Source organism: Marinobacter sp. KM021 (assembly GCF_050707965.1).
GTDB classification, from domain to species: domain Bacteria; phylum Pseudomonadota; class Gammaproteobacteria; order Pseudomonadales; family Oleiphilaceae; genus Marinobacter; species Marinobacter shengliensis.
This window is the reverse complement of the sequence record NZ_CP136129.1, coordinates 2,175,799-2,189,085: the sequence shown is the minus strand read 5'-3', so window position 1 is coordinate 2,189,085 and position 13,287 is coordinate 2,175,799. Positions and strand designations below refer to the sequence as shown.

General features: G+C 58.7%; 11 protein-coding genes. 7 read left to right on the top strand and 4 right to left on the bottom strand.

What is annotated here, in order from left to right:
* Positions 1 to 3: 3 nt before the first annotated feature.
* Together gatA and gatC are read right to left on the bottom strand one after the other, a co-directional pair.
* On the bottom strand, positions 4 to 1,464 hold the full coding sequence (gene gatA, locus RVM24_RS10285; protein WP_431475366.1) for an Asp-tRNA(Asn)/Glu-tRNA(Gln) amidotransferase subunit GatA: 1,461 nt from the start codon (positions 1,462 to 1,464) through the stop codon (positions 4 to 6).
* A 66-nt stretch (positions 1,465 to 1,530) separates the two neighbouring features.
* The gene (gatC, locus tag RVM24_RS10280; RefSeq protein ID WP_058092033.1) at positions 1,531 to 1,818 is read right to left on the bottom strand and encodes an Asp-tRNA(Asn)/Glu-tRNA(Gln) amidotransferase subunit GatC; all 288 of its coding nucleotides are present in this window, start codon (positions 1,816 to 1,818) and stop codon (positions 1,531 to 1,533) included.
* A 396-nt stretch (positions 1,819 to 2,214) separates the two neighbouring features.
* Between gatC and RVM24_RS10275 the strand changes: the two genes are divergently transcribed.
* The 7 genes from RVM24_RS10275 to RVM24_RS10245 are packed head-to-tail and all read left to right on the top strand — an operon-like array spanning position 2,215 to position 11,323.
* Positions 2,215 to 3,258: a rod shape-determining protein gene (locus tag RVM24_RS10275; RefSeq protein WP_058092032.1), complete on the top strand. Its 1,044-nt coding sequence runs from the start codon at positions 2,215 to 2,217 to the stop codon at positions 3,256 to 3,258.
* 29 nt (positions 3,259 to 3,287) lie between these two features.
* Positions 3,288 to 4,154: a rod shape-determining protein MreC gene (gene mreC, locus RVM24_RS10270; RefSeq protein WP_286922220.1), complete on the top strand. Its 867-nt coding sequence runs from the start codon at positions 3,288 to 3,290 to the stop codon at positions 4,152 to 4,154.
* The gene (gene mreD / locus RVM24_RS10265; protein ID WP_072676720.1) at positions 4,154 to 4,630 is read left to right on the top strand and encodes a rod shape-determining protein MreD; all 477 of its coding nucleotides are present in this window, start codon (positions 4,154 to 4,156) and stop codon (positions 4,628 to 4,630) included. The genes mreC and mreD overlap by 1 nt, the downstream gene beginning before the upstream one ends.
* Before the next feature lie 4 nt (positions 4,631 to 4,634).
* Positions 4,635 to 5,237, top strand: a complete 603-nt coding sequence (locus tag RVM24_RS10260; protein ID WP_106695012.1) for a Maf family protein — start codon at positions 4,635 to 4,637, stop codon at positions 5,235 to 5,237.
* On the top strand, positions 5,234 to 6,715 hold the full coding sequence (gene rng, locus RVM24_RS10255; RefSeq protein WP_061331537.1) for a ribonuclease G: 1,482 nt from the start codon (positions 5,234 to 5,236) through the stop codon (positions 6,713 to 6,715). Before RVM24_RS10260 ends, rng begins: the two co-directional genes overlap by 4 nt.
* A 39-nt stretch (positions 6,716 to 6,754) precedes the next feature.
* Positions 6,755 to 10,486: a YhdP family phospholipid transporter gene (locus RVM24_RS10250; RefSeq protein ID WP_286922214.1), complete on the top strand. Its 3,732-nt coding sequence runs from the start codon at positions 6,755 to 6,757 to the stop codon at positions 10,484 to 10,486.
* Positions 10,487 to 10,498: 12 nt separating this feature from the next.
* Entirely contained in the window at positions 10,499 to 11,323 is an 825-nt protein-coding gene (locus RVM24_RS10245) for a carbon-nitrogen hydrolase family protein (protein WP_286922213.1), read from the top strand.
* Positions 11,324 to 11,349: 26 nt separating this feature from the next.
* Here the strand turns inward: RVM24_RS10245 and yjgA are convergent, their stop codons facing one another.
* Positions 11,350 to 11,886, bottom strand: coding sequence for a ribosome biogenesis factor YjgA (gene yjgA, locus RVM24_RS10240; RefSeq protein ID WP_072676724.1), 537 nt, complete (start codon positions 11,884 to 11,886; stop codon positions 11,350 to 11,352).
* Between the two features lie 10 nt (positions 11,887 to 11,896).
* A complete protein-coding gene (gene mgtE, locus RVM24_RS10235; protein WP_106695015.1) occupies positions 11,897 to 13,258 on the bottom strand; it encodes a magnesium transporter in 1,362 nt (453 codons plus the stop codon).
* Positions 13,259 to 13,287: the final 29 nt, after the last annotated feature.

Below are 13,287 nucleotides of genomic sequence, written 5' to 3'. Positions count from 1 at the left end.
GGCCTATTTTGGTTCACGTTGGTGCCAGTCGGTCACCTGCTGGAATTGGTGGGCAGCGTTCAGCAAACGGGCCTCGGAGAAGTAATCCCCGATAATCTGCAGCCCGACCGGCAAGCCGTCGACAAACCCCGCCGGTACCGACATGGCCGGAATGCCTGCCAGGTTGATGGCGATGGTGAACACGTCTTCCAGATACATGGACACCGGATCGGTGTTCTTCTCGCCCTGTTTGAACGCCGGCGTTGGCGACACAGGGCTCATCAGCACGTCCACTTCCTTGAACGCGTTGATGAAATCCTGCTGGATCAGTCGGCGCACTTTCTGGGCCTTCAGGTAATAGGCATCGAAATAACCGGCAGACAGGGCGTAGGTTCCCACCAGAATCCGGCGCTTCACCTCGTTGCCGAATCCTTCCGCCCGGGTGCGAGTGTACATATCCATCAGGTCTTTCGGGTCGTCGCAGCGGTAGCCGTAACGCACGCCGTCAAACCGGGACAGGTTGGCAGATGCCTCCGCCGGCGCGATCACGTAATAAGCCGCGATGGCCAGCTTGGCGTTGGGCAGAGACACTTCCTTCACCGTCGCGCCCAGTTTTTCATACTCGCGAATGGCGTTGCGAACCTGTTCTTCCATGGCTGGAGACAGCTGGTCGCTGAAGTATTCCTTCGGCAGGCCAATCTTCAGGCCTTTCAGCGGCTCGTTCAGGGTGGCGGTGTAATCCGGTACGTCCCGGTCGATGCAGGTGGAATCCTTCGGGTCGTGGCCTGCCATCACGTTCATCATCAACGCCGCATCTTCCGCCGTACGCGCCATCGGCCCGCCCTGATCCAGGGAAGAAGCAAAGGCAATCATCCCGTACCGGGATACCCGCCCGTAAGTCGGCTTCAGCCCGGTAATGCCGCACAGCGATGCCGGCTGGCGAATAGAGCCGCCAGTATCCGTGCCTGTCGCCGCCGGCACCAGCCGCGCAGCTACGGCAGCGGCGGAACCGCCGGAAGAACCACCCGGCACCCGCTTGTCACCACTGGCCAGACCCCAGGGATTGGTTACCGCGCCATAGAAGCTGGACTCGTTGGACGAGCCCATGGCGAACTCATCCATATTAGTCTTGCCCAGACACACCGCACCGGCCGCCTTGAAATTGGCGGTTACCGTGGCGTCGTAAGGAGGCACAAAATTATCCAGCATCTTCGAACCACAGCTGGTGCGAACCCCGCTGGTGCAGAAGATATCCTTGTGAGCAAACGGCACCCCGGTCCACACCGTGGCCTTACCGGCTGCGCGCATCTCATCAGCGGCCTTCGCCTCAGCCAGCGCCTGCTCGTCGGAGATGGTAATAAAGCTGTTGTACTTGCCGTCTTCAGTCTTCAGACGGTCCAGGAACTGCTGAGTCAGCTCCACACTGGAAATCTTGCCGCTCTCCAGTTCCCTGGAAAGTTCTGCTACGGATTTGTTATGCATCATCAATCCCGAAATATGTGATCGTCAGACAACCTGCCGGTTACACGGAAATGTCAGTGGCCCGAAAACTCACTCAATGACCTTGGGTACCAGGTACAACCCATCCTCGGTCGCCGGCGCAATTGCCTGAAACGCCTCCCGCTGATTGGTCTCGGTAACCACATCCGGCCGCAGCTTCTGTACGGCATCCAGTGGATGCGCCATCGGCTCCACGGAATCGGTATCCGCTGCACTCAACTGATCCACCAGATCCAGAATATTGCCCAGATCCTTCTCCAGAGCCGAAACCTGCTCGCCGTCGACCTTGATACGGGCGAGCACGGCAACTTTCTCGATGTCCTCGCGGGAAATGCTCACGTTGCCTCCAATAAAAGCGTGTGTGAAAACAATTTAATGACTTTCCTGAATCCAGGAACGATGTTTGGAGATGCTTTTGGGGATAGCTTTCCAAAACTGTGCGGAGCCATGGATGGCGGAGCCCAAGCGTCACAGGGATGTGCCGAAGGAGCGTGTTTTGGAAAGCTATCCCCAAAAGCATCTGGGCACCGGACCAAAGGCGCGCGGGAGCCCGAAGATAATAAAGGCGGTTATATTAGCAGAATCGCGACCAAGATTGGCCTGAAAACAAGCCCAAAAATGTGAGAATGGTAAGCTCCCGCCCCGGATGGCGCCTTGCCTGAAAATGGCGCCACTGCTAAAGTTGCCGGATTCTTCTACATCCGCAACCGCAACTCTCAGGTTGAAACAACACGAATGTTAATCAAAAGACTCCGAGGCATCTTCTCAAGCGACCTGTCCATCGACCTGGGCACCGCCAACACCCTAATCTACGTGCGTGAACGCGGAATCGTACTCAACGAACCCTCCGTTGTTGCCATCCGCACCAGCGGCTCCCAGAAAATGGTGGCTGCTGTGGGTTCCGAAGCCAAGCGCATGCTCGGCCGTACCCCCGGCAACATAACCGCCATCCGCCCAATGAAAGACGGTGTGATTGCGGATTTCGTTGTTACCGAAAAAATGCTCCAGCACTTCATTCATAAAGTGCACGAAAACAGTTTTATTACTCCCAGCCCCCGCGTACTGGTGTGTGTGCCCAGCAAGTCCACACAGGTGGAGCGCAAGGCCATCCGTGAGTCTGCCCTGGGCGCGGGTGCCCGTGAAGTGTTCCTGATTGAAGAGCCCATGGCCGCGGCCATTGGTGCAGGCCTGCCGGTTGAAGAAGCCAGCGGCTCCATGATTGTCGATATCGGTGGTGGGACTACGGAAATCGCCATTATTTCCCTGAACGGCATCGTTTACGCTGAATCGGTGCGGGTTGGCGGCGACAAGTTCGACGAAGCCATCGTTACCTACGTGCGCCGTAACTATGGCAGCCTGATCGGCGATTCCACCGCCGAGCGGATCAAACATGAAATCGGTTGCGCCTATGAAGGCCTGGATATCCGCGAGATTGATGTGCGTGGTCGCAACCTGGCAGAAGGCGTGCCCCGTGCGTTCACCCTGAACAGCGAAGAGATTCTCGACGCGTTGCAGGAATCACTCGCCCAGATCGTGCAAACCGTTAAAAGCGCGCTTGAGCAGTCTCCGCCTGAGCTGGCGTCTGATATCGCTGAGCGCGGAATCGTGCTCACCGGTGGTGGTGCACTTCTGCGAGGCCTCGACAAACTTATCAGTGAAGAAACCGGTCTGCCGGTGATCATCGCCGAAGACCCCCTGACCTGTGTTGCCCGTGGTGGCGGCAAGGCGCTGGAAGTCATTGATCGCGGTGGCATCGGAATGTTCTCCCAGGAGGGTTAATCCCGTGGGAGGGCTAAGCCATTAAGACCATCTTTGTCCAGGGGCCGGTACCCGGCTTCAGGCTCTTTCTTGTGATTCTGGTATCGGCAGCGTTGATCGCTGCCGATACCCGTTTTGACAAGCTAACTCCCGTTCGAAGTACTCTCGCCACCGGCCTGGCACCTGTGTACTGGCTGGGCAATGCCCCCTACCGGTTCAGTGACTGGTTTTCCGGGCTCTTTGTCAGCCGTGAAGATCTCCAGAGTGAAAACGAAGAACTCAAGGCCCGGATGCTGATACTCGAGCGTCGTGCGCTGAAGTATGCGGCGTTGGCGTCGGAGAATAATGAATTGCGCCGCCTGCTTAACTCGTCGGAGGTATTGGATGACCGGGTGATTGTGGGCGAAGTGGTGGGTGTTTCACCCGATCCGTTTTCCCACGAGATCATCATTAATAAAGGCCATAGTGACGGTGTGACCACCGGGCAGGCTGTGCTGGATGCCGAGGGTTTGATGGGGCAGATAGTGCAGACCAGCCAGTTCACTTCTCGGGTGTTGCTGGTGTCGGACAGTAGCCATGCGGTGCCCGTCGAGGTGGTCAGAAACGGCTTGCGTTCGGTGTTGTTGGGTAATGGTGAAGTCGATCAGCTGGAACTGGTGCATGTGCCGGATACTGCCGATATACGTGAAGGCGATACCCTGGTCAGTTCCGGCCTTGGTGGCCGTTTCCCCCGGGGCTATCCGGTGGCTGAGGTCAGTCAGATCACCAAGGAACCAGGGGAACCCTTTGTGACGATTCGGGCCAGGCCCATGGCCAGACTGAACCAGAGCCGGCTTGTGCTGGTGGTGTTTCAGCCAGAGTCCCGGGAGCGCCGCGAGTCTGCGGAACCGCAGACCACGGAAGAGGAGGCCAACTGATGCTGTCGGTCATCAGCTACCCGCTGTTCTTCGTGACCGTTGTGCTTGCGCTGGTGTTGAGTATATCCCTGTTCCCGGTAGGCTGGTTTGAATTCCGCCCGGAATGGCTGGGTTTGGTGGTTTTTTACTGGACCTTCCGTGCACCGGCGCAGTTTGGGATTCTGATGGCCTGGTGTCTCGGGCTATTACTGGATGTGCTTGAGGCCACCCCCCTGGGCACCAACGCGCTGGGTATGGCACTCATTGCTTTCCTGGTGCTGACCATCCATCAGCGCTTGAGAATGTACCCGCTACCGCAACAATGCCTTATGGTCTTCCTGTTGTTGGGCATCAACCAGATGCTGGTGCACTTCATCAAACAACTGCTGGGCGCCGATACGGCGGGGTTCAGTTACCTGTGGCCAGCATTAACCAGTGCGGTCGCCTGGCCCTTTGTTAGTGGCCTGCTGGACCGCCTGAACCGGAAGCTGGGCTAGCACCATGAAGACACTGATTCTTGCATCCGCCTCTCCTCGCCGGGCTGAGCTGCTACAGCAAATCGGACTGACGTTCCAGGTGCAGCCCGCGGATATTGATGAAACCGTGGCCGAGGGTGAGTCGGCGGAGCATTATGTGGAACGCCTGGCTCGTGAGAAGGCGTTAAGAGTGGCCGGTGAGAATCTTGACGCACTGGTTCTGGGCTCGGATACCTCGGTGGTCTTGCAAGGTAAGATTCTGGGGAAACCGGTCGATGCGGCGGAGGCAAAAGCCACACTGGCCCGGTTGTCTGGCCAGCAACACCAGGTGATGACGGCGGTGGCGCTGGCGCGGGGAGAGGTCTGCCAATCGCACCTGTCGGTCACCAACGTGACCTTTCGAAGCCTTTCCGAGGCCGAGATCCGGGCCTATGTTGATAGTGGCGAGCCCATGGATAAGGCCGGTAGCTACGGCATTCAGGGCCTGGGTGGTATCTTTGTCCAGGAATTGCAGGGCAGCTATAGCGCGGTGGTGGGTTTGCCCCTCCTGGAAACCGCCGGGTTGTTGGCAGAGGCCGGTTTTCCGGTCTGGCAGAACTGGCCGAGTTGTAAGGAGAGCCAAACATGAGCGAAGAAATTCTCATCAACGTTACGCCGGTGGAAACCCGGGTGGCGTTGGTCGAAAACGGCATGCTTCAGGAAGCTTACATCGAGCGGACCAGCCGCAAGGGTATTGTTGGCAATATCTACAAGGGTAAGGTGGTTCGAGTGTTGCCGGGCATGGAAGCGGCGTTTGTGGATATTGGCCTGGAGCGGGCCGCATTCATACACGCCTCGGATGTTGCCTGCAGTCAGTCCGGGCCGGAGGAGCCTTCGGATGGCCCGAAAACCGTGCCGGATATCCGCACCCTGTTGCGTGAGGGGCAATCGCTCGTGGTTCAGGTCACCAAGGACCCCATCGGCACCAAGGGAGCCAGGTTGACGACCCAGCTTTCTATTCCTTCCCGGTACCTGGTGTTTATGCCGGGGGTCAGCCATATTGGTATTTCCCAGCGGATTGAGGACGACAACGAGCGCACTCGGCTGAAGACCCTGATTGAAGAGGCGGCTGAACAGAGCGACGACGTTCAGGGTGGCTATATTATCCGCACGGCAGCGGAAGCGGCGGCGGCTGAAGACCTGATCGCCGATATGGCCTACCTGCATCGGCTTAGCCAGTCCATACAGGATCGGATTGGTAGTGCGCCCGCACCGTCCGTGGTCTACCAGGACCTGCCATTGTTCATTCGCACCATTCGGGATCTAATCCGGCCGCAGACAGAAAAAGTGCGCATCGACAGCCGGGAAAGCTACCAGCGGGTAATAGAGTTTGTGCAGGAGTTCGTCACGGAATTCGCCGACAAGGTTGAATACTATCCCGGTGAGCGGCCGATTTTTGATCTGTATTCGGTCGAGGATGAGATCCAGAAGGCCCTTAGCCGCAAGGTGCAGCTGAAATCCGGTGGTTACGTCATCATCGACCAGACCGAAGCGATGACCACCATTGATATCAATACCGGCGCGTTTGTCGGCCACCGGAATCTGGAAGAAACCATCTTCAAGACCAACCTGGAGGCCGCCCGTGCCATCAGCCGGCAGCTGAGGCTCAGAAACCTCGGTGGTATCATCATCATAGACTTTATCGATATGGACGACCCGGAGCACCAGCGCCAGGTACACAGGATGCTGGAGAAGATGCTCGAGCGGGATCATGCCAAAACCAAGATCACCGGTGTCTCGGAACTTGGCCTGGTGGAGATGACCCGAAAACGCACCACAGAAAGCCTTGGGCAGGTGCTGTGCGAGCCTTGCCCGATCTGCGATGGACGGGGCTTCCTGAAAACGGCAGAGACCGTCTGCTATGAGATTTTCCGCGAGATTCTCCGGGTGAACCGGGCCTATGAAGCTGAGAACTATCTGGTGATGGCGTCACAGAAAGTGGTTGATCGTCTGCTCGACGAGGAATCCGACAATGTCGCAGACCTCGAGACCTTTATCAGTAAGACCATACGCTTCCAGGTAGAACCCTTCTACAGTCAGGAACAGTACGATGTGGTCCTGCTCTGACGCCCGCTGAACCGGGCTGTCGAAGGAGTATCGATTACGATGCAAGGCCGTGAACAGGAGCAAGCTCAGCAGCCGCGCCGGGGCGCCGGCAAACTGGCGCAGTTACTGGAGCACCTGGCAAACGGAGTCTGGTGGTTTATCTTCGCCTTGCTGGTGGTGTTTGCCCTGTACGTTGGATTGGGGAGGCAACTGACCAATAATATCGACCGTTTCACCGGCGAGCTTTCTGAGCAACTCTCCGATCGCACCGGGCTGGATGTCCGGATTGGTCGTCTTTCCTCCCGCTGGCACTGGCTTGACCCGGCAGTAACCGCTACTGATCTGACCGTTCACCACCCCGAAACCGGCCAAGCCATTGCCGAGCTTGAGCACTTGCGTCTGCGTCTGGATTTTCTTTCATCGGTACTGCGATTCCGTTTGGTGTTCGAGGACTTTGAAGCCGATGGCTTAACCCTGAGCCTGGCCCGGCAGTCCGGCCTGGACCTGCTCGAGCCGCCGGATGAGCTGACCGACCTGACCCGCCCCGGTGGCCAGGACCTGCAAACCTGGCTCAGGCTGGCCGGGCGCTGGCTGTCTGATCCGCGGCTGACCATGACCCGGATCAGCCTTGGCATTGATGATGGTTCAGGCAATACCCGGCATTTCGATATTCCCCAACTGGACCTGGTCTACCGCCGTGGTTTGTTTCAGGCCTCGGGCAGGGCCATGCAGCCAGGAACCACGACCCAGCTCGCCAGTTTTGCCCTTGTGGGGCAGCACTTTTTCCGGGGCGAATTTACCGGCCAGTTGTATGTGGATGTCGATTCCGGGCGTCTGTTTGATGGTCTGGTGGACGATCTGAGTTGGCGCGGTCTTCGTGTAGAGGGGGCAGATCTGGGCGGGCGTGCCTGGCTGACCTTTGACAGCGGTGAGCTGGAGCAGGTTCAGGGGATGGTGCAAACGCCCTATTTGCAGCTCGGGGTCAATATGGAGTCGCTGGCTCCCCTGGAGAGTATCCAGGCTCGTTTTGGCTGGCGCCGGGATGGTCCCTTACAGCTCCAGCAACTGCAGTGGCAGTGGCTGGACCACGATGTCCAACCCTTTGGATTGCGCCTTGAGCCCGATTCCGGAGGTAACGTCCTTATTGCCGATGGCGTGCCGCTGGCGCCGATCCGGCGGCTTGTGCAGAACCTTCCGTTGCTTCCGGCCGTGGCCAATCATGCGCTGGAGCAATACCGGCCATCCGGCTACCTTGACGACGTGATCCTGACGCTGCCGGAAGATCCGGCCGGCTTCCAGCTGTCCGGTCGATTGCGGCAGGTGTCGGTTGAGGCCGCGCAAGGGGCGCCGGCCGCCCGTGGGCTTGATGGCCATATCCTGATGACGGCGCATTCAGGCCATGTAACCCTCGATACCACCGGGCCCGCCTACCTGGGCTTCCCAAAACTCTATGAGGCTGGCTGGCCGCTGGATTCGATGGCTGGCACCGTATCCTGGGAGCTGGCCGGCCCGATAACCCGTGTATTTGCCGACGATCTCCGATTTACCTACGCCGACCGTACAACACTCACCGGAGCGTTTGATTTAAGGCTGGATCGGTTTGGCGAAGATAACCTGGGCTTGCGCGTTGGCGTTGAGAACGGCGATGCGTCCATGCTCGCAGATTTTGTCCCGGCCAAGGTGGTGGACCCCGGGCTCTATCAGTGGTTAACAACTGCCATTATGGAAGCCGATATCACCGCCGGTGAGTATTACGGTCACGGCCGGATCGATTCCGGGGCACCCCGGGGATCGTTTGTCTCATCCATGTGGTACGAGTTCGATCGTGGTGTTGTCCGTTACGACGAACGTTGGCCGGAAGTGCAGAGCGCCCGCGGCCGGGTTGAGGTTCAGAATGCAGACACTCTGGTCACTCTGGAACAGGCCCTGACAGGCGGGCTGGAACTGCGCTCGGGCGTCGTAAGGGTTGTGCCGGGAGATGGCGAGGGGCCGACTCGCGTACGGGTTGATGCACAAGCCGATGTGCCAGGTGAGAGCGTGCCGTTCTGGATGACCGAGACACCGCTTGGCGACATGGCCGGAATGGCCGCCACGGAGCTGGATTATCAGGGGCTCTACCGGTTAGCCCTGAATATTGATCTGCCACTGGGGGCTGGTGAGCAGACAGCGGTGAACGCACGGGTGGCAACCTCCGGAGCAAGCATCTCCTACCCGGCAGCGGGATTGGTCTGGGCAGGAATCGAGGGCGAGGTCCGCTACGATACCCGTCGGGGATTCTCCGGTCAGCCTCTTCTGGCGGAGTTCTTCGGGCAACCGGTGACTGTTGAGTTTGAGCAATCAGAACAGGGCCCGGCAGGTAAGGGCGCAGCGTTGTCTATTCGCCAGACCGGCCGGGTTCCTTTGCCGTCGTTTTTGCATCAGTTCGGGTTGCCGGAGGGCTCCGCACTCGGGATGTCGGGTAGCCTGGATTATTCGGCACAGCTGAGCGTGGCGGATGAGCGCGCTTCCCGGATAACGGTAACCTCCGATTTTCAAGGCCTGTCACTGGACTGGCCGCAGCCTTTGGGTAAGGGAGCGTCGGATCTGGCCCGGTTGCAGGCGCTGATAGACCCTACGGACACTGAGGGTGTCCGTGTGACGGGGGACTGGCAGGACCGGTTGGCCTTTGATCTGCTGTGGAAACCGTCAGGCTTTGAACTGGGACTCCGTGAACTGAACCTGGCGGGGCACAGTCTCAGGAATATACAGATCGATGCGCTGGATCTGGGAGATCGTTGGGTGTTCAACACGGAATCTGATCGGGTTCAGGGCAGGGTGATGGTGCCCACGCAGGGAACGATTGAAGCCGATCTGCAACGACTCAGTCTGATGCGCTCAGATACCGGGGGTGAAGACCAGGAGGACCGGCAGATATTGACCCTGGAGGAGCAACTGGAAGCGTTTCGAGCTCTGGACGTGGGGAGCTGGCCCGATATTGATGTGACCATCGCGGACCTCAGGCTGGGCGATGAGTCTGCCGGCCGCTGGCAGTTCGCCATGCGGCCGCAGCCGTTCCGCCTGAACATCGAGGAAATTGAAGGGCAACTGGAGACGCTGGCGCTCACTGGCAGAATGAGTTGGAGTGTGGTTGATGATCGCGAAACCAGCCGATTTGTCGGAACCCTTTCAGGCGGCCGCCTCCGGGAGCTGGAGGCACTGACCGGTGCGCCGATTCCAATGAATAATGAGCAGACCCAGGTTGACCTGGATCTGGACTGGCCCGGCCGACCGGATGAATTTGCCCTGAAGCAGCTCAGTGGCCAGGTCAGTGTCCGTCTGGATGACGGCGTCATTTTGGAGCAAAGTGGCTCAGCCCAGTTGTTCAGAATTTTCAACCTGCTCAACACCGACACGCTCTGGCGCCGGCTGCGCCTGGACTTCTCGGATCTTTATGAGCGGGGCATTGCGTTTGATGCCATTTCCGGCAAGGCTGTCATTGTAAACGGGCTGGTTACCCTGGACCCAGAGCTGCAACTGGTGGGGCCTTCGGGGGCTTTCAAGATGAGCGGGTCCACCAATATGGCCGATGAGAGCCTGGATATGCGGTTGGTGCTGGTGCTTCCGGTTACCCAGAACCTGCCCCTGGCTGCCATACTGATGGGAGCGAGCGCCCCCATTGGCGGCGCACTCTTTGTACTGGACAAAATTCTGGGTGACCCATTAAGCAAGTTGACCAGCGCCACCTACAGTGTCACCGGTAGCTGGAGCGAGCCCAAAGTGGAGCTACGTCGGGTTTTCGATACGGGTGAGTAGAGGAGTCGGAGCATGACCCAAGTTGCAGCGATTCAGATGGTCAGCAGTCACAACCTGGCCGGTAACCTGGCCGAGGCCGAGGCGCTGTTGCGTGATGCTGCCGCCCAAGGCGCGAAAGTGGCAGTATTACCTGAGAATTTTGCGGTTCTGGCCACCGCTCAGATGCGTGAGTGCGGTCGGCAGGAAAGTGGCGGTGAATCGGTGATCCGCCGCTTTCTTGCAGAGCAGGCCAAGAGGCTGGGGCTATGGATTGTAGGTGGTTCCATGCCTCTGGCAACACGACCCGATGGCTCTGATGTTCCCGACAGGGTGCGTGCAAGCTGCATCGTTTACAACGATCAGGGCGAGGAAGTTGCCCGTTACGACAAAATTCACCTGTTTGACGCCATGGTTGAGGATTCCCATGGCCAATACCGGGAGTCGGATACCTTCGAGCCAGGTGACCGGGTGGTTACCGTGGACACTCCCGCCGGCCGGCTGGGGATGGCAGTGTGCTACGACTTGCGGTTTCCTGAACTGTTCAGGGCGCTGCGGGAACAGGGTGCCGAGTGGGTGTGCCTGCCCAGCGCCTTTACCTGGCAAACTGGAGACGCCCATTGGCACCCACTGATTCGAGCCAGGGCCATCGAGAACCAGGTTTGGGTGGTTGCCCCCGGCCAGGGGGGGCAAAACAGTGAGCGACGCAAGACTTATGGCCACAGTTTGATCTGTGACCCCTGGGGCGGGGTGGTGACGGAACTGGATGAGGGCCCAGGCCTGGTTGTGGCAGACCTGGATATGGAAAAACTGAACCAGGTTCGGGCCAGAATGCCGGTCTGGGAGCACCGCCGCCTTTAACGTAGAACTCCGCTCAGCGGGTTGCTTTACTGCTCTGCGTCATCAATCCACTCCCGGAGGGCCCGGAACAGTTTACGGGCCTGACCGGTATTCTTCTGTTTCTCCACTTCCTTGCGGGCATTGCGAACCAGGTTGCGCAGGTGCTGCACGTCTGCCGCCGGGCAATAATCGATGAACTCCCCCACCACCTTGTCGCCTTCGGAGATCATCCTGTCGCGCCAGCGCTCGGCCAGGTGATGCCGGCGGGTGTGCTCCTCACTGCCGGCATTGAATGCGCCAATGGCACGAGCCAGTGCTTCCGGGTCATCCTCCTGCCGGATGATCTTGCCAATGTATTGCAGGTGTCGGCGGCGTGCTTCGCGCTGATTAATACGCCGTGATTCCACGATGGCAGCCTTCAGGGTGTCGCTGATGTCCAGTGACGCCAATTGCTCGTCATTGAGATCCAGCATCTGTTTACCCAGGTCCTGGAGCGCGTGCATTTCCCGCTTGATCTGGGATTTGCTCGGGCCGAAATCTTCTTCGAGCTCCTCGTGGTGCGGGTGGTTGTCGGATTGACTCATGGTTGGCTCCTCAAGCGTAAAAATAGGTGGCGAGCCCCAGGAAGGAAAGGAAGCCCACGACGTCGGTGGTGGTGAGCAGGATCACGCCCCCGGCCAGTGCCGGGTCTATATTCAGTCGTTTCAGTGTTAACGGCAGCAGGGTGCCGACGATTGAGGCGATGGTCAGGTTGATGACCAGCGCCATAGCAATCACCAGGCCAATGGTTGGGTCTCTGAACCACACCATGGCCGCTGCAGACACCACCAGTGCAAACAGAAACCCGTTCAGAGTTGTTGCCAGAAACTCCCGGTTCAGCAGCCATTTCACGTTGTCATTGCTGACCTGGCCCACGGCCATGCCACGAATCATTAGCGTCAGCGTTTGGCTGCCGGCGATGCCGCCCATGCTGGCGACGATTGGCATGAGTACGGCCAGTGCGACCACCTGTTGAATGGTTTCCTCAAACATACCGATCACAGAGGCTGAGGTAAACGCGGTCACTACGTTGATTCCGAGCCAGACGGCTCGCCGGCGCGTGGTTTTGATCACTGGTGCGAACGTGTCTTCGTCTTCGTCCAGACCGGCCATGCTCATCAGCGAGTGATCAGCGTCTTCCCGGATAACGTCGACCACGTCATCGATGGTGATCCGGCCCAGAAGCTTATTGTCGTCACCAACAACCGGAGCAGAAATCAGGTCGTAGCGCTCGAACAGGGTGGCGACCTTGGTGTCGGACAGGGTGACCGGAATCGGCTCGATATCGGTGTCCATCACCTCACGAACCGTGGATGCGGGGTTGGATACCAGCATTCGGGTGATGGGCAGCATGCCAATGAATTCGTCCCGCCGGCTGACCACAATCAGGCTGTCGGTCATGGGGGGAAGGTTGCGGTGGCGGCGCAGGTACCGCAGTACCACGTCAATACTGATATCTGGGCGCACCGTAATGGTGTCCGTATTCATCAGGCCGCCGGCAGTGTCCTCGGGGTAGGAGAGTACTTCCTCTACCCGCTGCCGGTCTTGCTCGTCCATGGTGTCCAGGACCTCCTGGATCACCGTGTCTGGCAACTGCTGGAGCAGGTCGGCCAGGTCGTCGGATTCAAAATCCTCAATGATATCTGCAAGTTCCTGGGCGTTCAGCTGGCTCAGGAAGTAGGCCCGGATGTCGTCACCGAGATATTGGAGTACTTCCCCTTCCAGTTGCTTATCGACCAGATTCCACAGCAGGGCGCGTTGGCGGGGAGGGGAAGATTCCAGCAGGTGTGCGATATCGCTGGGGCTCAGGCCGCCATTGAGGATTCGGGCAACCTGCTTGAGCGCACCACTGTCCAGGGCCTCACTGAGGGAGCGAAGGCGCTGGCGGGCCTGACTTTTTTCCAGAATATCGGTCATGAAACCACCTGCGATCAGAAAACCGTCGC

What these genes read in the sequence shown, in the direction of transcription:
- gatA (WP_431475366.1), bottom strand. Translation starts at nt 1,464, where the DNA reads ATGATGCATAACAAATCCGTAGCAGAACTTTCCAGGGAACTGGAGAGC.
- RVM24_RS10275 (WP_058092032.1), top strand. Translation starts at nt 2,215, where the DNA reads ATGTTAATCAAAAGACTCCGAGGCATCTTCTCAAGCGACCTGTCCATC.
- mreD (WP_072676720.1), top strand. Translation starts at nt 4,154, where the DNA reads ATGCTGTCGGTCATCAGCTACCCGCTGTTCTTCGTGACCGTTGTGCTT.
- RVM24_RS10260 (WP_106695012.1), top strand. Translation starts at nt 4,635, where the DNA reads ATGAAGACACTGATTCTTGCATCCGCCTCTCCTCGCCGGGCTGAGCTG.
- rng (WP_061331537.1), top strand. Translation starts at nt 5,234, where the DNA reads ATGAGCGAAGAAATTCTCATCAACGTTACGCCGGTGGAAACCCGGGTG.
- RVM24_RS10250 (WP_286922214.1), top strand. Translation starts at nt 6,755, where the DNA reads ATGCAAGGCCGTGAACAGGAGCAAGCTCAGCAGCCGCGCCGGGGCGCC.
- RVM24_RS10245 (WP_286922213.1), top strand. Translation starts at nt 10,499, where the DNA reads ATGACCCAAGTTGCAGCGATTCAGATGGTCAGCAGTCACAACCTGGCC.
- yjgA (WP_072676724.1), bottom strand. Translation starts at nt 11,886, where the DNA reads ATGAGTCAATCCGACAACCACCCGCACCACGAGGAGCTCGAAGAAGAT.
- mgtE (WP_106695015.1), bottom strand. Translation starts at nt 13,258, where the DNA reads ATGACCGATATTCTGGAAAAAAGTCAGGCCCGCCAGCGCCTTCGCTCC.